Here is a 20,145-nt window from a genome sequence, read left to right on the forward strand (position 1 = left end):
GTGTATAATCTTCGCCCCGGTAAATTTGAAGGTTTTTGTATGCAGTGCGCACTCTATGATGCCGATCGCTGTCGCTCCTGTCAGTGGATAAAGCAGCCCATCGGCGATCAACTCTCCGCGAAAACAGCCGATCTCCAAAATCTGCTTGCTGATAATACGATCGGAGAATGGTGCGCGCCGGTCAGTGGCCCGGAAAGCGCTTTTCGTAATAAAGCCAAAATGGTCGTAAGCGGCAGTGTGGAAAAACCGCTGCTGGGCATGTTGCATCGTGACGGCACGCCTGAGGATTTATGCGATTGCCCGCTCTATCCTTCCTCATTTGCTCCGGTATTTGCCGCACTAAAACCGTTTATTGCGCGCGCGGGGCTTACGCCATACAACGTGGCACGCAAACGGGGTGAACTCAAATATTTGCTGTTAACGGAAAGTCAGTTCGACGGCGGTATGATGTTGCGTTTTGTCCTACGCTCAGATGCCAAACTGGCGCAACTGCGCGCGGCATTGCCGTGGTTGCAGGCACAGTTACCGCAGTTGAAGGTCATTACAGCCAATATTCAACCCGTTCATATGGCGATTATGGAAGGGGAGAGGGAAATCTTCCTGACAGAGCAACAAGCCCTGGCTGAACGGTTTAACGATGTACCCTTGTGGATACGCCCACAGAGCTTTTTCCAGACTAACCCTGTTGTGGCCAGTCGTTTATACGCTACGGCGCGAGACTGGGTTCGCCAGCTTCCCGTTAATCATATGTGGGATCTGTTTTGCGGTGTAGGAGGTTTTGGCCTGCATTGTGCGACACCTCAGATGAAACTGACAGGTATTGAAATCGCGCCAGAGGCGATTACTTGCGCGAAACAGTCCGCGCAAGAATTAGGGCTACAGAATCTGCATTTTCAGGCGTTTGACTCAACCCAATTTGCCACCGCACAAGCAGACGTACCGGATCTGGTGCTGGTTAATCCGCCGCGTCGCGGAATTGGCAAACCGTTGTGCGATTTTCTTTCCGGGATGGCGCCACGTTTTATCGTGTATTCCAGCTGCAATGCCCAAACCATGGCTGCGGATATTCGTGAGCTGTCGGGATACCACATTGAACGGGTTCAGCTTTTCGATATGTTCCCGCATACCGCCCATTATGAAGTGTTGACGCTGCTCAGCAGACGATAATTTATTTTATGCCTGATGGCGGGCAATATTCAGGTAATACACGCACCCATACGGGTGCGTGGTTACAGTCATAAATTTATAGTTGAGCTAACTCAATCGGAACGGGTTTTCCAATATGATAACCCTGTAACCAGTCAACGCCCATATCAATGAGCATTTTTGCTATTTCTTCATTTTCCACAAACTCGGCAACGATTACCATTTTCTTCAGCTTTGCGATTTCGCAAAATGATTTAACTGCACAATAGCTGAATGGGTCTGAGGTAATTTTTTTTATAAATGAACCATCGATTTTCAGGATATCGGCATCCAGGCTACGGAGTCGCTCATAGCTGGATGATCCTGTGCCAAAGTCATCAATTGCAATTCTACTTCCTGTTTCTCGTAGTCCGTTTAATGTGTTTGAGACATGTTCATTATCAAGGATTTCAGATTCAATGATTTCGAATATAATACGATTTGGTGCAATCTTATATTTTTTAAATAATGTCTGTACATTAGCCAGAAAATTTGTCTGGATCATTGATTCTGGCATAAGGTTTATTGAAAAAAAACAATCAGGAGCAGAGTTTTTACGAGATTGCATAAAATGAAGCGTTTGTTCAATTACAGTGATATCTAATGATGGCAGTAATCCTCCTTTACGTGCAACAGAAATAAATGTATCAGGGAAAATTAATTTTCCATCCTCCGTTTTTAGACGTGTAAGGATCTCATGATAGTGGGTTTTACCGCAGTTGGAGATGATTGGCTGTACAGTTAACATCGTTGTCATAATAGGTTGTGCCATCAATTGAAATGACTGTCGGTCAATTGCCTTTTGTAATACATCCCGTATAAGTCCGGTGCTGATGATATTTTCACCTGGAGAAGACCCACTGATAGCTATTGGTCTGCCTTGAAGTATTGATATATGACTATTATTTCTTAGTTTTTTTATCGTCTCTGAGTATTCATGAATTAAGTATTCATCTGTAGTATAAGCAATACCGCAGTTGATACCTAACGTGAAATTATCCCATTTAAATCTGAAGTTATTCACAGCATTATAGATAAATGAAATATCCGGAGTGGAATTAAGCCTGAGTATTAATCCCTGGCCTGGTGTATAATATATTTGCTCATGACAATGTAATAACTTCGTCAGATATGAACTTAATGCTTTAATGAATCCAAATCGAAATTCAACGCCATAGGTTTGCTCTAACTCATTTAATTCTAAAAAACGGATTTGACATAATACCTTTGTTTGTTTTTTCATCACATCCATTCGTAGAGCATGAAGGTTTGGTAGGCCAGTATTAGGTTCGGAGCGATATAGCCTCGTAAGATGTCTGACATTTCTTCGGTTACGGTCTGATAAAATACCGGTAGTTACAATTGATAGCGAGTAAATGAAAAGTATAGTAGAAGATATGATTAAGCTATGTATGTAGTTGTCAAACGAAACTGTATCATTTTGGAAGATGTAGCCATTAACATATACTCCTAACAATATAAGAATAATTACCCAGATTGGAGCCAATAATGCATGTCCAATGTTTATTGCTCCCCATAACATAATTGGCAATAGCCATAATGATGAATAATCAGTAAATAATAATATACTATTTTTTTCTGAAATAAGACATGCCATGATGATTATGATTAATAATAGCCAGATGCATTGATATTCAGGTCTGGGGCCTGTTTTTATTAGAAATGACATCCTATTTATATAGTTTAATCCCCACTTAGGTTTATTACAAATTCTAAGTAATAGATAACAAAAAGGGATGCCTGTAATGCATGAGTTCATTACCCATTGCAAATTTATTAGCACTTGTTGACTGAAAATATCTGTAGATAATACGGTGCCAAACCAAGATTGCAGCCCGCAATTAAATATAATAAACAAGGCTGAATTGCAACATATTAACCATCCAAGCCGCCAGATAAGAAATTGGCTACGTCCAAAGCTAACGATACCTCGCTTCCCTGTGCTGCGATAATATAAAATCTGACTCATCAATGCAGCCAGCAACTGTGAAGTCAGTATTATTGTATCTGGTAATGGATTAAAGGTAAGAGAATAAATCCATAGTATGGACAGAGCCGGAAGTGCATTTATTCTATACAGCACAAGAAAAGCAGAAATTAAGGGTAATGAAAGATCATAGAATCTTAATGTCGTGCTCGCAATATGCTCATGGGTAGTTAAATTTCCTTCTATAAATTGAAAGAACAGAAAGAAGAGACTTGTGTACAAAAAGTTTGTCTTCATTTTAAAGGGTACTGCATCTTTTTTTGCTATGTACATTATACTTTATTTGTTTTTGGTGGAATCTTAGCCACCAGAGTTATTAATGTTGACATTGTGAAAATGATGCCACATTTTTACTCTGGTGTATCCTTTGTGTTTATTTTTTGTTGTGGTGTTATAAAAATACAAACACACATGTTTGTACTATATTTTGATCGGTTATAACGATCAATACATGTTAATCAATAGTTTCGATTGATAGGTTTTGTAGATCAGTGGATATAAAAATGATCGCTGCTGGCTATCATTTGGCATTTTTTTATTTCATGACTTTTAAATAATTAGATGTAGATCTCTTTATTTGAACACCAGGAATGAAAAGGGCTGACACTGATATGTGGTAGTCAGTTTTTGTATCGTATGGAGACATGCCAAATGAGAGAGTTCTGAATAGGTTGCAGAAATTTTAGATAAGGTAATAATCGAAATACGGAAGAATGTTAATATTATGTTTCTTTTTTTGTTCTGGTTAAAGTAAACATGAATAAAATTTAATGATAACATTTATTTTGGGAGCATTTTGTCCACACCTGCCAGTCTCAACTTTGCAATCTCTCGTTTTCCTTATTTTAACTATCTGTAATTTAATGTTTTTTATATTACTTGTTTTGAATGAAGTTCTTTTGAGATAAAAGTGAAAGTTGACTTTCTAAATGAAGCCAAAAAAAACATTAACAGCAATTATATTAAAAATATTTTGAAAAAATAACATCAAAGAAAAATTGATTTAATTGATGGGTTTGAGTAATTTATGCATCTATGACTCATTGGGTTGACAAATAAAACAATGTTTCACATGTGTTTTTTTTCGGTACAATTCCCTATAAGGTCTTTTTAAATCATTCATTATCAATAAAGAATGATTAATATAAGTAATCGCTTTTTTATGGAATCTATAATGGAAAAAGTCTCTGGTAAAAAATTACAATTTATATTGTGTATGATGCTATTAGTTCCTTTGTCTATAATGTCGTTGACATTTTATATATATATCAAAGTGTCTTCAACTGAATCTTTAAATGAGACGTTATATCGTTTTAATATAAATACGGCAATTGATAGTATTAGTATTCCCGTATCAGATATAAATAAAACACTGGCTAATATTTCTGAAATATTAGCCAGTCCTGAGCAGATTCAAAAATATATATCTCCTGATTCAAAATCCGTTAATGATAAAATCGCAGCAATAATGAATTCATATTCGTATCTTGAAAACATTGTTGTTGTAAATGATATTAATGGGAATTATAAAACCTATCCTGAACATATCCGATTCGAAAAGGATTTTGATCCCAAACTTAGGCCATGGTATAGATTAAATCAATCGGGGCAAATCTATTACACCGATCCCTATATAACTACTGGCCAGGATGCTATTGACAATAAGCAGTGGCATGTAACAAGCAGCGTCACAATTATAAGCGAAGATAGCCGAATGTTGGGTGTTATTGCAGCTGATGTGGATTTAAATAAAATATCAGAACTTCTTAGAGATAAAATCATTCCATATCATGGTCAGTTTTTAATTACAACCTATGATGGTAGGGTGGTTATTTCCCCTAACTCTCGTGAAATATTGCGCAGCGAAATACCACAAGAGTGGATTGAAAAAGCAAAGAAGACCTCTGGGTATTTCTATGATAAAGATAATGCGCTGGTATTTTATAAGTATTATTCAGCACCTAACTGGATTGCGTTTACCTCTGTAGATGAATATAACCAAAGTAAATATTTTGAACGTTCATATTTGTTGTTCTACGTAGCATCAATAATCTGCATATTAATATTGTTAATATTGTTCTTTTTGTATAGCACATATAATAAACAATTGGTAGGGAAGATTTATCTTGGTGCAAATGGTATTGATGTATCATCTAAAAGCTTAAACCTGGATGGGTTGGAACGAGAAATTGCAAAACAACGAACTAGGCTTAAATTAGTGCAGCATGAAATGGTGGTCGATAATTTGACCCATTTATTTAATCGCAAAAAACTCGAAGATGATATTGATATCTTGATCTCAGAACAAAGTGAGTTCTGTCTGGCAATGATTGATTTGGATGATTTCAAATTAATAAATGATAATTTTGGACATCTTATTGGGGATGATGTTCTAAAATTCGTTGCAAGAGAAGGTAAAAGAATTTTAGGAGAAGAGAATCCTATTTATCGAGTAGGCGGGGAAGAAATTATTATTCTTTTCCCGAAGAAAGATCTCCAAACGAGTATATCGTTACTTAACGCATGGCGTTTACAGGTTAATGAGCGAGACTGGAAAGAGTCTGCACTGAAAGTTTCTTTCAGTGGTGGGATAACCACATGGGAGAACGGTGACTATCTTGATGATCTGATTTCTCGTGCCGATCAAGCACTTTATAATGCTAAGAAAAGCGGGAAAAATATGATAATAAGTAATTAACTATGAAGAATGAGGAGTGTTTATAACTGAACACTCCCTATTTTATTCGTGACCTGCCCGACTGTTGTGAAACCCCGGTCCGGTGTTCTCATCCTCTGGTGGGTGCTAAATGCGAAAAAAAAGCCCGCATATCAATGCGAGCTCTTCTTCAAATATGGCGGTGAGGCGGGGATTGACTCGCTTTGCTCGCCCCTTCGGGGCAGCCCACTCTCTGCGTTCGTGGTCTGTCCAACTGGCTGCGCCAGTTGTCGAACCCCGGTCCGGTGTTCTCATCCCCTGGTGGGTGCTAAATGCGAAAAAAAAGCCCGTACTTTCGTACGAGCTCTTCTTCAAATATGACGGTGAGGCGGGGATTCGAACCCCGGATACGTTGCCGTATACACACTTTCCAGGCGTGCTCCTTCAGCCACTCGGACACCTCACCATATTGTATTGCTGCCTGACCGCTTGGGGGGCAACGGGGCGCTACTATAGGGAGTTGCGCTAAAACGGTCAAGCAGAATTTACGTGTTCACTGTCGTTTGGTTACGCAATGTACATATTCTCCGCCCGAATAGGCGCGGAGAGGAGTATTAACGCTGAGAGTCCAGCTTTTCGCCGTTGGTTACGACTTCCTGAGCCTTGCTGTAGCTTTCAATCAGCAACTGATAGGCCGGGAATACTTTTGTGTACACTTCCGCCCATTCTGCGGCGTCTTCACGGTTCCATGTCCCCTGAATCTCAGAAGCGACAGCAGCGGTATCCATCGGCACGACACCAGCCTGAACCACGCGTGCCAGCGTGATTTCCTGTGCCATCTTGCTGTAGGTACCGGAAGCATCAATCACAGCAAAAACCTTGTAACCTTCGGCAACTGCGCTTATCGCTGGGAAGGCCATACACACGCTGGTAATTGTACCGGCGATAATCAGTGTCTTACGCCCGGTTGCTTTTACCGCTTTAACGAAGTCTTCGTTATCCCAGGCGTTGATTTCGCCTTTACGTGCGACGTATTGCGCATGGGGCGCATTTGCGTGGATCTCAGGGATCAATGGACCGTTAGGTCCCTGCGGGACGGAAGCGGTCGTAATCACCGGCATCTTCGCCAGGCTAGCCATTTTTGCCAGTGCGGCGGCGCGAGCACGCAGTTCTGGCATCGGCATATCTCCAACAGTCTGGAAAAGCCCGCTCTGGTGGTCGATAAGTAACATCACTGAATCATTCACGTCGATGACCGGGCGTGAACCATTAAAATTTGCAGGACTGGACATAGTATTCTCCTTCAATTCAGATTTGGCCAAAACGGCCGGAGTTAAAATCGCGTACGGCTTCGGCGATTTCTTGCTTTGTATTCATGACAAACGGACCGTAACCAACAATCGGCTCATTCAACGGTTCGCCGGACAGCAGCAGCACGCTGGCATCGCTACTGGCTTCGATGTGTAGCGTTTTACCCTGCTGGCTCAGCACCACCAGTTGCGCTTCACTGACGGGGGTCATCCCGTTTACGGTGATATTCCCTTTCAGAACAACCAGCGCAGTGCTCCATCCTTCTGGCTGGGACAGCGTGACCTGGCGGTTAGCGTGTAAACGCATATCCCAGACGTTCAGCGGGGAAAAGGTGTGCGCCGGACCTTTGGTATCCTGATAACTACCCGCGATGACACGAACGTTACCGGCTTCATCGGGCAGGGCGACATCAGGGATAACGTCGCTGCGAATGCCCTGATAACCAGGTGCGGCCATTTTGTCTTTTGCTGGCAGATTCACCCACAGTTGCACCATTTCCAGTTCGCCGCCTTTTTGGGTAAATGCTGGCGAATGAAACTCTTCGTGTAAGATCCCCGCGCCAGCGGTCATCCACTGCACATCGCCTGGGCCGATAACGCCGCCACGCCCGGTGGAGTCGCGGTGTTCGACTTCGCCACTGTAAACAATGGTTACCGTCTCAAAACCACGATGCGGATGCTCGCCGACGCCGCGTTTTTCGCTACCCGGCGTGAAGGTATGTGGGCCGGCGTAATCCAGCAGCAGGAACGGACTTAACTGTTCGGCATGAGACTGGTAAGAGAACATCGAACGAACCGGGAACCCATCGCCAACCCAGTGGGGACGCGGTGCTGTGTAGACGCCTGTGACTTGTTTCATATTGCTCTCCTCAGTGGCGTTGTCTTGATGTGAATAAGCTTATATTCATGACAGCGAGCTGGGTAGTCGCTAAAATAGCTCTCACAGTCTCATAAATAGGACAATGAAATGACAAAGCTGGATCTCAATGATTTTGCGTGGTTTGTTCATGTTGTCGAAGAGGGGGGATTCGCGGCGGCCGGGCGAGCGCTCGATGAACCTAAATCAAAACTCAGCCGACGCATTGCACAACTGGAGGAGAGACTGGGTGTGCGCTTGATCCAGCGAACAACCCGACAGTTTAACGTGACAGAGGTCGGGCAGACATTTTATGAACACTGTAAGGCGATGCTGGTGGAAGCGCAGGCCGCGCAGGATGCCATTGCCGCATTGCAGGTTGAGCCGCGTGGCATTGTAAAACTGACTTGCCCGGTCACGTTGCTGCATGTGCATGTTGGCCCTATGCTGGCCAGATTTATGGCGCGCTATCCGGATGTATCGGTACAGCTTGAGGCCACGAACCGCCGGGTGGATGTGGTTGGAGAAGGTCTTGACGTGGCGATTCGCGTCAGGCCCCGTCCTTTTGAAGATAGCGACCTGGTCATGCGGGTACTGGCTGATAGGGGGCATCGGCTGTATGCCAGCCCGAAGCTGATTGATAAAATGGGGGAGCTACACGCGCCTGCCGAGTTGACCCAATGGCCGGGGCTGAGCCTGGCGGCAGGTAAACATCTGCATCGCTGGGAGTTGTTTGGCCCACAGGGCGCGCGTGCGGAAGTGCATTTTACGCCCCGCATGATCACCACCGATATGCTGGCATTACGTGAGGCCGCGGTAGCCGGTGTCGGCGTTGTTCAACTTCCGCAACTGATGGTCAAAGAGCAATTAGCGGCGGGGGAACTGGTGGCATTACTGGATGGCTGGGAACCTAAGCGAGAGATCATTCACGCTGTTTTTCCGTCCCGTAGAGGGTTGTTGCCCTCGGTTCGCGCATTGGTGGATTTCCTGACGGAAGAATATGCGCGAATGATCGAGGATTAAATACATAATTACGGCGCACAAAAAAGGCCGGTTAAACCGACCTTTTATTATCTGGACGCCAGTCTGGCGTGAAAACAATCAGCGACTACGGAAGACAATGCGGCCTTTGCTCAGGTCGTACGGGGTCAGTTCAACAGTCACTTTGTCGCCCGTCAGGATGCGGATATAGTTTTTACGCATTTTACCGGAGATGTGTGCAGTAACCACGTGACCGTTTTCTAACTCTACGCGGAACATGGTATTAGGTAACGTATCGAGAACGGTACCCTGCATTTCAATATTGTCTTCTTTGGCCATCTAATCCTCTGGGGTATCACTACCGTAATTTGAACCGGCAAGATAATGCCGAAGTTCTTTTAATAAGTAAAGATTTGTGCGTTTAAAACACAGCAAATCGGGTTTGGCGCATTACTCTAATCACACACGGCAAAGCCGCACTAAAAGCGCAACGTGTAAGGGAACGATGAGATAAACGATAGGCGTTGCCTGGCGCGAACTGTTCCTTAACGGCGGCGGGGTAATGGGCTAAACCAACTCTGCGGCACAATTATAACACCCCGACAAAAAATGTGCCGAAAACATTCACTCCTGAAGTGAAAATAACGTCCTGGGCACCCAAAAATGGCTGGGTAGCCGCTGTTGGCGCAGTCTGCTCAAGTGTTCAAGGTACTCCCGGCGGGGTGTTTCAATGGCACCCAGCGACGCTGTGTGGCTGTTTAGCACCTGGCAGTCGATAAGTTTTCCACCCTGACGGATAAATTCAGCGCAAAAAACAAGCAGGGCGGTTTTGGAAGCATTTTCCTGACGACTGAACATCGATTCACCACAGAAAAGCGTACCTTGCGACACGCCGTACATACCGCCCACTAATTCATTTTGTCGCCATACTTCAATGGAGTGCGCATGCCCCAGTTCATGCAGACGATGGTAAGCATCCACCACATCATGGGTAATCCAGGTACCTTCTTCCCGATCGTTTGCACAACCTTCAATCACTTGACCAAATGCGTAATTGAGCGTTACGCGGTAAGGTGAGTTTTTATGAAAGCGCTTCATGCTACGACTCACATGAAATGTCTCCGGCCACAGAATGGCGCGTGGATCGGGCGACCACCAGAGAATCGGGTCGCCTGGCGAAAACCACGGGAAGATCCCGCGCTGGTACGCCATTAGCAGTCGGGCAGGGCTGAGATCGCCGCCAAGCGCTAACAGACCGTTAGGTTCGCGTAGAGCGCCTTCCGGTGAGGGGAAGGCGATAGAATGACGAGATAGTTGCACCAGGCGCATGACAGCGAAACTCCACTACGCGAGTCGGATCGTTCAATAATAGCTTACAGACGTTGCTTAAACTGGTAATAACGACCCTGCCTGGCTAACAGATCTGCGTGATTACCTTGCTCAATAATTTGTCCGTTGTCCATCACTATTATTTGATCAAAACGCGACAGTCCGCGCAGGCGATGCGTGACCATCAGTACGGTTTTATCTCGCATCACATCGCTAATTAATTCAAGCATTTGGCTTTCTGTTGTCGCATCCAGACCTTCGGTGGGTTCATCCAACAGCATCAGCGGGGCATCGTGCAACAGGGCGCGAGCGATAGCCAGACGGCGTAACTCGCCTCCCGATAACTGACGACCACCTTCGCCTAACCAGGCGTTCAGTCCATCATCTTCCAGTAATTTTTCCAGACCCACGCGGCAGAGCATGCTGGACAACACCTCATCACTGGCGTGCGGCGCTGCCAGTAGCAGGTTATCGCGTAATGTCGCGCTGAACAGATGCACACGTTGCGGGACAACGCTGATGCTTTGACGCAGCGTGGATTCACTCAGGGTTGAAAGCGGGTGATCGTTGATCAGAATTTCGCCGCTTTGTGGGTCCCAGGCGCGTGTCAGCAACTGCAGAAGCGTGGACTTTCCGCAGCCAGTGCGCCCCAGAATCGCAATGTGTTCACCGGGCCTGGCCTGTAGGGAAAGGGTATCCAGCGCGTTTTGCGCCTGACCAGGATAGCGGAAAGAAACGTCACGCAGCGTGAGCGTGATCTGCTCCGAAACCGTAGACCCTGCTTCAGGGAAGGTGACTTCCGGCTGCTGTTCGGTGAGTTCGGTGATACGCAGAGCCGACGCGATCACCTGGCCGAGATGCTGAAACGCGCCGGTCACGGGAGCCAGGGCTTCGAAGGCGGCGAGCGCACAGAAAACAAACAGCGCAATCAGCGCGCCTGGTTGGGGATTCCCCCCCACGCCACCGGAGGCCATCCAGAGCATGACGATGACCGCAAAGGCACCAATCAGCAGCATCACGGCCTGGGATAACGCCGTTAATTCAGACTGGCGACGTTGCGCTTCATGCCACTGCAATTCGGTGGCTTCCATCTGTGCCCGATAACGCTCGCTGGCGCCAAAAATGGTCAATTCAGCCTGCCCCTGCAACCACGCGGTAAGCTGTTGTCGGTATTGTCCGCGTAGATGAGTCAGGTTTTGCCCGGTGCTTTTTCCGGCACGATAAAACACCGGCGGCAAAATAAATAATGTGAGCAGCATAATGCCGCCGAGTGTCATCGCAAGATACAGGTCAAGGACACTCAGCCCCAGCGTGACGACAACGATAACCACAAATGCGCCTACCAATGGCGAGATGACTCGCAGGTAGAGGTGATCCAGCGTATCGACATCCGCGACTACACGGTTAAGTAACTCGCCTTGCTGAAAACGAGCCAGTCCCGCAGGAGAGAGCGGCAGGAGTTTGCTAAACGTATAAATACGCAGGTGCTGCAGCACGCGGAATGTCGCGTCGTGGCTGACCAGTCGCTCGAAATAACGGCCTGCCGTTCGGGTGATCGCCGCGCCGCGAACGCCTGCGGCCGGGAGCATGTAGTTAAAACTGTAAATTCCGGTCACGCCGACGACAGCGGAGGCGGAGAGGAACCAACCTGAAAGCGTCAACAAACCGATACTTGCCAGCAATGTGACGATCGCCAGAACGATTCCCAGCGTTAACATCCATTTGTGACGTTTATACAGCGTCAGATAGGGTAGCAATGCGCGCATTTAGATATCCTCCAGACGGTGAGCCAGTAACGTCGCAAAAGCCCCGTTGGCTGCGCTAAGTTGAGCATAGGTACCTTGCTCGACGATTTGTCCGTCCTGCATGACCCAAATTGTGTCCCACTCGGCAAGATCTTCGAGTTGATGGGTGACCATCAGCGTGGTCTGGCGACGTGATGCCGCATTCAACGCCTGCATCACACGCTGTTCACTGTGCGCATCAAGGCTGGCCGCGGGTTCATCCAGCAGCAGTAACTGGCATGGATGAAGCAGGGCGCGGGCAACGGCGACACGCTGCGCTTGCCCGACAGAAAGTCGAGCCGCCTGATCGCCGACTGGCGTATCCACACCTTGAGGTAGCAGAGGTAAAAACTCACTGACCCAGGCGCTATCGAGTGCGGCCTGAAGCTGCTGCTCGCTGGCATCCGGGCGAGCCAGCAGCACATTATCCCGTAATGTTGCGGCAGGAAGTTGTGGGTTTTGGCCTACCCATGAGAGCTGTTTACGCCAGGAATCAGGCGACAAATCGCGAAGTTCAAAACCGTTAATCCGCAATGACCCCTGATAGGAGAGAAAACCGGACAGCACATTCAGAAGCGAACTCTTACCGGAGCCACTACGGCCAACCAACACCGCCCGCTGGCCGGCTGGCAGCGAAAAGTTGAGGGGGCCTGCAAGCACTTTCCCTTCCGGCGAGGTGATGATCAGATCTTCTGCTTCAATCGAGACTGACTCTTTTACCGCCAGTTCAATGTCGCCCCGCTCAGGGTGAGCCAGCGGTTTTTCCATGAACGTTTTCAGACTGTCCGCTGCGCCTATCGCTTGCGCTTTAGCATGATAAAACGTACCCAGGTCGCGCAGAGGCTGGAAAAACTCAGGTGCGAGAATGAGCGCCAGGAAGCCCGCAGCCAGCGTAACGCCAGTGCCATAGTGGCCGAAGTTGAGTTCGCCAAGGTAAGAAAAACCGAAATAAACGGCCACCAGAGCAATGGACAGCGACGTGAAAAACTCCAGTACGCCAGAGGAAAGGAACGCAAGGCGCAGTACTTCCATTGTGCGCTGGCGAAAATCTTGTGATGCCGCGCGGATGCTTTCTGTTTCCGCTTCACCGCGCCCAAATATTCTCAGCGTTTCCATTCCGCGCAAACGATCGAGAAAATGACCACTGAGTCGGGCAAGCGCCTGAAAATTACGGCGGTTAGCATCTGCAGCCCCCATACCGACCATCGCCATAAACAAAGGGATCAGCGGTGCGGTGCCAAGCAGGATAAGCGCAGCGACCCAGTTTGATGGGAAAATCGCCGCCACAATCAATAAGGGAACGCACACGGCAAGCGCCATTTGCGGCAGATAACGTGCATAGTAATCATGCATATCATCAATCTGTTCCAGTACCAGCGTAGCCCAGCTTCCGGCAGGTTTACCCTGAATCCATGCAGGGCCAGCCTGTTGCAGTCGGTCCAGAACCTGACGACGAATCTCAAAGCGAATGTGTTGCCCTGCGTGAAACCCTATCCGTTCACGTAACCAGACAACCCAGGCCCGCAGAATAAAAATCAAGACCAGCACGATAAACGGGAAAAGCAGGGCCTCACGTGGAATGTTTTCCATGATCATATGCTGCAGAATGCGAGCCATGAGCCAGGCCTGCGCGACAATTAACAGGCCGCTGACGAACCCCAACAGGCGTGAAATATTCAGCCAGCGTTGAGAAATGACACTTTGCTGTTTTAACCAGCGGGTAAGCTCTTTTTGACGGGTTTTATTCATTGCACGCTTAGCAGGTGAGTTATTGGAATTTTTGGGCAGGACAATGTTACAACGGGGCAAAAATAAAGGCGACTTATAGTCGCCTTTTTTACTTTTGTTACTGATTTGTAAAACTATTTGCAGGCGTCAGCCAGACCGTCGAGGTAACGCTCCGCATCAAGCGCTGCCATACAACCTGTACCGGCAGAGGTGATCGCCTGGCGGTAAATGTGGTCCATCACGTCACCGGCTGCGAACACGCCAGGGACACTGGTTTGCGTTGCATTACCGTGAATGCCGGACTGGACTTTGATATAGCCGTTTTCCAGTTCAAGCTGACCGTCAAAAATGGCCGTGTTCGGGCTGTGGCCGATCGCGACGAATAACCCTGCGACCTCGAGAGACTCAATGTTATCCGCGTTTTGGGTATCACGAAGACGCAGTCCGGTTACACCCATTTGATCGCCAGTCACTTCTTCCAGCGTGCGGTGGGTGTGCAACACGATGTTGCCGTTTTCGACTTTATCCATCAGACGTTTGATAAGGATTTTCTCTGCCCGGAAACTGTCGCGACGGTGGATTAAATGCACCTCAGAGGCAATATTCGCCAGGTACAATGCTTCCTCGACTGCGGTATTGCCGCCGCCGATAACCGCAACTTTTTGGTTGCGGTAGAAGAAGCCGTCACAGGTTGCACAGGCGGAAACGCCACGGCCTTTAAATGCTTCTTCCGAAGGCAGACCAAGGTAACGTGCTGAAGCGCCAGTCGCAATAATCAGCGCATCACAGGTGTATTCACCACTGTCGCCGGTCAAACGGAACGGACGGTTTTGCAGATCAACTTTGCTGATGTGATCAAAAATGATCTCCGTTTCAAATTTCGTCGCATGCTCGTGCATACGCTCCATCAGCGAAGGACCGGTGAGATCGTGCGGATCGCCAGGCCAGTTCTCTACTTCGGTCGTGGTCGTCAGCTGACCCCCTTTTTCCATACCAGTAATCAGTACCGGTTGCAGGTTCGCACGCGCAGCGTAGACCGCGGCGGTATATCCCGCAGGACCTGAGCCCAGAATAAGAAGTTTACTGTGTTTGGTCGTGCCCATGAGATCCCCATAGTTGTTGGCAGGCAATGAGCAGGATTGTAGGGAATTTGCCGACGTAAAAAAAGAGTATGACGATTTTGTTAACAATCTGTGTAATAGCGGAAACCGATGAGCGCGAAAATTGGCGACGCTGCGATAACGATTTCTACTTAAAATGGGTCACTTATAAGGTGATAAAATGACGATTTTCCATCACTCCCAATGAATAACTGGCATGTTGTACTAAAAATCGATGTTTTGCTTTGACAATCCCCTGCTGTTTTGCGAAAACATTCAAGGAAGAAAAAAACTGTGTCATGTGTATGCTGCATAATCATGCATGTAGATACCATGTTTACCGGGTTAGTGAAATCTACGCATGGTGTGGACAGATGCCATTCGTGATGTCGATAGCCGCCGACAGGCAACGGTCTTCTCACCGTAAACCCAGGCATTGCGCACCGTAAATCCACCTGGGTTTCGGGTTAATTATGATGGGTAGCGACTCTGAACATTGATGTTAATAGAGTCAGGCAGGAGTAGGGAAGGAATACAGAGAGACAATAATAATGGTAGATAGTAAGAAGCGCCCTGGCAAAGATCTCGACCGTATCGATCGTAACATTCTTAATGAGCTGCAAAAGGATGGGCGTATTTCTAACGTCGAGCTTTCTAAACGTGTGGGACTTTCACCAACGCCTTGCCTTGAGCGTGTGCGTCGGTTGGAAAGACAGGGTTTTATTCAGGGCTATACAGCGCTGTTGAACCCGCATTATCTGGATGCATCACTTCTGGTTTTTGTTGAGATTACTCTGAATCGTGGCGCACCGGATGTGTTTGAGCAATTTAACTCCGCAGTACAAAAACTTGAAGAAATTCAAGAGTGTCATTTGGTTTCCGGTGATTTCGACTATCTGCTGAAAACGCGCGTACCGGATATGTCAGCGTACCGTAAGCTATTAGGGGAAACCCTGCTGCGTCTGCCTGGCGTGAATGACACACGTACTTACGTGGTAATGGAAGAAGTCAAACAGAGCAATCGTCTGGTAATTAAGACGCGCTAACACGGAACAGGTGCAAAATCGACGCAGTTTGATTACACTCCTGTTAATCCATACAGCAACAGTGCCGGGGCGACCCGGTGCTGTTGTCCGTTTTAGCATCGGGCAGGAAAAGCCTGAAACCTGGAGAGCCGTTTTTGAGCCAGGAATACACTGAAGACAAAGACGTCACATTGACGAAGTTAAGCAGCGGGCGCCGCCTTCTGGAAGCGCTACTGATCCTTATTGCCCTTTTTGCCGTCTGGTTGATGGCTGCCTTACTCAGCTTTAACCCTTCGGATCCCAGTTGGTCACAAACCGCATGGCACGAGCCTATCCATAATCTGGGGGGAATCCCTGGCGCATGGCTGGCTGATACGCTGTTCTTTATTTTTGGCGTCATGGCCTACACCATTCCCGTCATTATTGTCGGCGGCTGTTGGTTTGCCTGGCGACACCAGGCCAGCGACGAATATGTCGATTATTTTGCCGTATCGCTACGCATTATTGGCGTACTGGCGCTTATTTTAACGTCATGTGGTCTGGCGGCGATCAATGCCGATGACATCTGGTATTTCGCTTCTGGCGGCGTGATTGGCAGTCTGCTCAGTACAACGCTGCAACCTCTGCTGCACAGCAGTGGTGGAACGCTCACGCTCCTGTGCATCTGGGCCGCAGGGCTGACGCTGTTTACCGGCTGGTCGTGGGTGAGCATCGCGGAAAAACTGGGTGGTTGGTTACTCAATATCCTGACGTTTGCCAGCAACCGTACTCGCCGTGACGACACCTGGGTCGATGATGATGAGTATGAAGACGACGAAGAGTCTGCCGATGCAGGTAACGTTAAACAGCATGAGTCGCGTCGGGCACGTATTCTCCGTGGCGCATTAGCGCGTCGTAAACGTCTGGCTGAGAAATTTACTAATCCGCTTGGGCGTCATACCGATGCGGCGCTGTTCTCTGGCAAACGCATGGATGATGAAGATGACATTCAATACAGCGCCCGTGGCGTTGCCGCCGATCCGAACGATGTCCTGTTTTCAGGCAATCGTGCGACAGTGCCGGAATATGATGAATTCGACCCGCTGTTAAATGGTCATTCTGTCACTGAACCTGTGGCAGCCGCTGCTGCGGCAACAGTGGCAGCACAAGCCTGGAGCGCGCCTGTTGATCCGCTGATGCAGACGCCGTCAGTACCCGACGCTATGCCTGTGCAACCTTCTCCTGCTGCAGCATGGCAACCCGTGACTGGACCACAAACGGCGGAACCCGCTGTCGTACCTGCGCCAGAAGGTTATCCGCAGCCAACCCAGTACGCCCATCCGGCGGTGCAACCTTATGAAGCGTGGCAACAGCCTGCACCGGTTGAGCCTCAGCCACAGTACGCTGTGCCGCCAGTTGCTGAACAACCGGTGATGCCGCAATCGCAAATGCCATGGCAGACGCAAGAAACCCCTGTGGCGGAACAAACCTGGCAACCCGAACCTGTTTATCAGCAAAACGCGCCTCTCCAGACGCAACCTGTCTATCAACCGGAAGTGGTTCAGCAGCAGCCTGTCGTTCACCAACAACCCGTTGTTGAGCAACCGCCTGTTGTGGAGCCAGAACCTGTCGTTGAAGAGACTAAACCCGCTCGCCCGCCACTTTATTATTTTGAAGAAGTGGAAGAAAAACGCGCGCGTGAACGTGAACAGCTTGCGGCCTGGTATCAGCCTATTCCTGAGCCTGTAAAAGAGCCGGAGCGGGTGAAACCTTCCATGCCATCAATGCCGACTCCAGCCGCCATACCACCGATTGAATCGGTCGCTGCCGTCGCACCGTTGGCTGCAGGTGTGAAAACCGCAGCGCTGGGGGCCGGGGCAGCGGCAAGCGCTGCTGCAGCGCCGGTGTTTAGCCTTGCGGGCAGCGGTGCGCCGCGCCCACAGGTGAAAGAGGGGATTGGTCCGCAACTGCCGCGTCCGAATCGTGTGCGTGTTCCGACGCGTCGTGAGCTGGCATCGTACGGTATAAAATTACCGTCGCAACGGATGGCTGAAGAGAAGGCGCGTGAAGAGCAGCTTGATACAGATGCGCAATATACTGACGACGAAATTGATGCCATGCAGCAGGATGAGCTGGCGCGTCAGTTTGCGCAGTCACAGCAGCATCGTTATGGAGAAGAGTATCAGGACGATACGAATCAGGATGAAGACGAAGATTCCGCGGCAGAAGCGGAACTGGCTCGTCAGTTTGCCTCTTCTCAGCAGCAGCGTTATTCCGGTGAGCAGCCCGCAGGGGCCAATCCATTCTCGCTTGATGACTTTGCATTTTCGCCGATGAAAGCGCTGGTGGATGACGGCCCGCATGAGCCGCTGTTCACGCCAGGCGTGATGCCTGAGGCGACGCCTGCGCCGCAATATCAGCAGCCGTCGCAGCCTGTCGCGCCGCAGCAGCACTATCAGCAACCGCCACAGCCTGTTGCACCGCAGCAGCACTATCAGCAGCCGCCACAGCCTGTCGCACCGCAGCAGCATTATCAGCAGCCGCCACAGCCTGTCGCACCGCAGCAGCATTATCAGCAGCCGTCACAGCCTGTCGCACCGCAGCCGCAGGACAGCTTGATCCATCCGTTATTGATGCGTAATGGTGATAGCCGCCCTGTGCAGCGCCCAACTACGCCGTTGCCATCGCTGGATCTGCTGACGCCGCCGCCGAGTGAAGTTGAACCCGTGGATACTTTTGCGCTGGAGCAAATGGCTCGTTTGGTGGAAGCGCGACTGGCGGATTTCCGGATTAAAGCGGATGTGGTGAACTATTCGCCAGGTCCGGTGATTACCCGTTTCGAACTGAACCTGGCGCCGGGCGTGAAAGCCGCGCGTATTTCTAACCTTTCACGTGACCTGGCGCGTTCGCTGTCAACCGTTGCGGTGCGTGTGGTGGAAGTGATTCCGGGTAAACCGTATGTAGGCCTGGAACTGCCGAACAAAAAACGTCAGACCGTGTATTTACGCGAAGTGCTGGATAACGCGAAATTCCGCGAAAACCCTTCTCCGCTGACCGTTGTACTGGGGAAAGATATCGCGGGCGAACCGGTTGTTGCCGATCTGGCTAAGATGCCTCACCTGCTGGTTGCGGGGACCACGGGTTCCGGTAAGTCCGTTGGGGTTAACGCCATGATCCTCAGTATGCTGTACAAGGCGCAACCGGAAGACGTTCGTTTCATCATGATTGACCCGAAAATGCTGGAACTTTCCGTTTATGAAGGGATCCCGCATCTGCTGACTGAAGTCGTTACGGACATGAAAGATGCGGCCAATGCCTTGCGCTGGAGCGTCAATGAAATGGAACGTCGCTATAAGCTGATGTCGGCGCTGGGTGTGCGTAACCTCGCGGGTTATAACGAAAAAATCGCTGAAGCAGCCCGTATGGGGCGTCCGATTCCTGACCCGTACTGGAAACCTGGCGATAGTATGGATGTCCAGCATCCCGTTCTGGAAAAACTGCCGTATATCGTCGTGCTGGTGGATGAGTTCGCTGACCTGATGATGACCGTCGGTAAAAAAGTTGAAGAACTGATCGCGCGTCTGGCGCAAAAAGCGCGTGCGGCAGGGATTCATCTGGTGCTGGCAACCCAGCGTCCATCGGTTGACGTGATTACCGGGTTGATTAAAGCCAATATTCCGACCCGTATCGCCTTTACTGTATCCAGTAAGATTGATTCACGCACCATACTCGATCAGAGTGGCGCAGAGTCGTTGCTGGGCATGGGGGATATGCTTTATTCGGGACCAAACTCCACCATGCCGGTGCGTGTACATGGCGCGTTTGTGCGTGACCAGGAAGTACATGCGGTTGTTCAGGACTGGAAAGCGCGTGGGCGTCCACAATATGTTGATGGCATCACCTCCGACAGCGAAAGTGAAGGCGGTTGTGGTGGCTTTGATGGTGGGGAAGAGCTGGATCCCTTGTTCGACCAGGCCGTCAAGTTCGTCACAGAAAAACGTAAAGCCTCAATCTCCGGCGTCCAGCGTCAGTTCCGTATTGGTTACAACCGTGCAGCACGCATCATTGAACAAATGGAAGCGCAGGGTATTGTCAGTGAGCAGGGGCATAATGGTAATCGTGAAGTGCTGGCTCCGCCGCCCTTTGATTGATTGCAAAGTTAAGTAATTCAGTATTTTCTACTTTCCTCATGCTGATTTTTGGC

General features: G+C 48.8%; 13 protein-coding genes, 1 tRNA gene and 1 pseudogene. 5 read left to right on the plus strand and 10 right to left on the minus strand.

Going from position 1 to position 20,145, the window contains the following annotated elements; translation table 11 throughout:
* The first annotated feature begins 39 nt into the window (after positions 1–39).
* Complete coding sequence (rlmC, locus tag N7268_RS13375; protein ID WP_260863281.1) at positions 40–1,167, plus strand: 23S rRNA (uracil(747)-C(5))-methyltransferase RlmC; 1,128 nt, start codon at positions 40–42, stop codon at positions 1,165–1,167.
* 76 nt (positions 1,168–1,243) lie between these two features.
* On the opposite strand, the gene N7268_RS13380 is transcribed toward rlmC, so the two are convergent.
* Positions 1,244–3,466, minus strand: a complete 2,223-nt coding sequence (locus N7268_RS13380; RefSeq protein WP_260863282.1) for an EAL domain-containing protein — start codon at positions 3,464–3,466, stop codon at positions 1,244–1,246.
* A 901-nt stretch (positions 3,467–4,367) separates the two neighbouring features.
* Between N7268_RS13380 and N7268_RS13385 the strand changes: the two genes are divergently transcribed.
* Entirely contained in the window at positions 4,368–5,891 is a 1,524-nt protein-coding gene (locus N7268_RS13385) for a sensor domain-containing diguanylate cyclase (RefSeq protein WP_260863283.1), read from the plus strand.
* Between the two features lie 339 nt (positions 5,892–6,230).
* Here the strand turns inward: N7268_RS13385 and N7268_RS13390 are convergent.
* The 3 genes from N7268_RS13390 to N7268_RS13400 all read right to left on the minus strand — a co-directional run bounded on the left by N7268_RS13390 (position 6,231) and on the right by N7268_RS13400 (position 8,018).
* Positions 6,231–6,315, minus strand: a tRNA-Ser gene (locus N7268_RS13390).
* A 148-nt stretch (positions 6,316–6,463) separates the two neighbouring features.
* Entirely contained in the window at positions 6,464–7,141 is a 678-nt protein-coding gene (locus N7268_RS13395; RefSeq protein ID WP_005123590.1) for an isochorismatase family protein, read from the minus strand.
* A 16-nt stretch (positions 7,142–7,157) separates the two neighbouring features.
* Entirely contained in the window at positions 7,158–8,018 is an 861-nt protein-coding gene (locus N7268_RS13400) for a pirin family protein (RefSeq protein WP_260863284.1), read from the minus strand.
* Between the two features lie 108 nt (positions 8,019–8,126).
* Here N7268_RS13400 and N7268_RS13405 point away from each other — a divergent pair, with 108 nt between their 5' ends.
* Positions 8,127–9,038, plus strand: coding sequence for a LysR family transcriptional regulator (locus N7268_RS13405; protein ID WP_260863285.1), 912 nt, complete (start codon positions 8,127–8,129; stop codon positions 9,036–9,038).
* A 78-nt stretch (positions 9,039–9,116) separates the two neighbouring features.
* On the opposite strand, the gene infA is transcribed toward N7268_RS13405, so the two are convergent.
* The 6 genes and pseudogenes from infA to trxB all read right to left on the minus strand — a co-directional run bounded on the left by infA (position 9,117) and on the right by trxB (position 14,940).
* Entirely contained in the window at positions 9,117–9,335 is a 219-nt protein-coding gene (infA, locus tag N7268_RS13410) for a translation initiation factor IF-1 (RefSeq protein WP_002211347.1), read from the minus strand.
* Positions 9,263–9,620 (minus strand): annotated as a pseudogene (locus N7268_RS13415) (hypothetical protein). The gene infA and the pseudogene N7268_RS13415 overlap by 73 nt, the downstream one beginning before the upstream one ends.
* Positions 9,621–10,325 carry a leucyl/phenylalanyl-tRNA--protein transferase gene (aat, locus tag N7268_RS13420; protein WP_198904717.1) on the minus strand — a complete coding sequence of 235 codons (705 nt, stop codon included), beginning with the start codon at positions 10,323–10,325 and terminating at the stop codon, positions 9,621–9,623.
* A gap of 44 nt (positions 10,326–10,369) precedes the next feature.
* Entirely contained in the window at positions 10,370–12,091 is a 1,722-nt protein-coding gene (gene cydC / locus N7268_RS13425) for a heme ABC transporter ATP-binding protein/permease CydC (RefSeq protein WP_260863286.1), read from the minus strand.
* Positions 12,092–13,858 (minus strand): heme ABC transporter permease/ATP-binding protein CydD, encoded by a 1,767-nt coding sequence (cydD, locus tag N7268_RS13430; protein WP_260863287.1) that lies wholly within the window; start codon positions 13,856–13,858, stop codon positions 12,092–12,094.
* A gap of 113 nt (positions 13,859–13,971) precedes the next feature.
* On the minus strand, positions 13,972–14,940 hold the full coding sequence (gene trxB, locus N7268_RS13435) for a thioredoxin-disulfide reductase (RefSeq protein WP_260863288.1): 969 nt from the start codon (positions 14,938–14,940) through the stop codon (positions 13,972–13,974).
* A 548-nt stretch (positions 14,941–15,488) separates the two neighbouring features.
* Here trxB and lrp point away from each other — a divergent pair.
* Positions 15,489–15,983, plus strand: a complete 495-nt coding sequence (gene lrp, locus N7268_RS13440) for a leucine-responsive transcriptional regulator Lrp (protein ID WP_002439523.1) — start codon at positions 15,489–15,491, stop codon at positions 15,981–15,983.
* 134 nt (positions 15,984–16,117) lie between these two features.
* Positions 16,118–20,092 (plus strand): DNA translocase FtsK, encoded by a 3,975-nt coding sequence (gene ftsK / locus N7268_RS13445; protein ID WP_260863289.1) that lies wholly within the window; start codon positions 16,118–16,120, stop codon positions 20,090–20,092.
* The last annotated feature ends 53 nt before the right edge of the window (positions 20,093–20,145 follow it).

Origin of the sequence: Citrobacter sp. Marseille-Q6884, assembly GCF_945906775.1 — a bacterium.
GTDB lineage: Bacteria > Pseudomonadota > Gammaproteobacteria > Enterobacterales > Enterobacteriaceae > Citrobacter.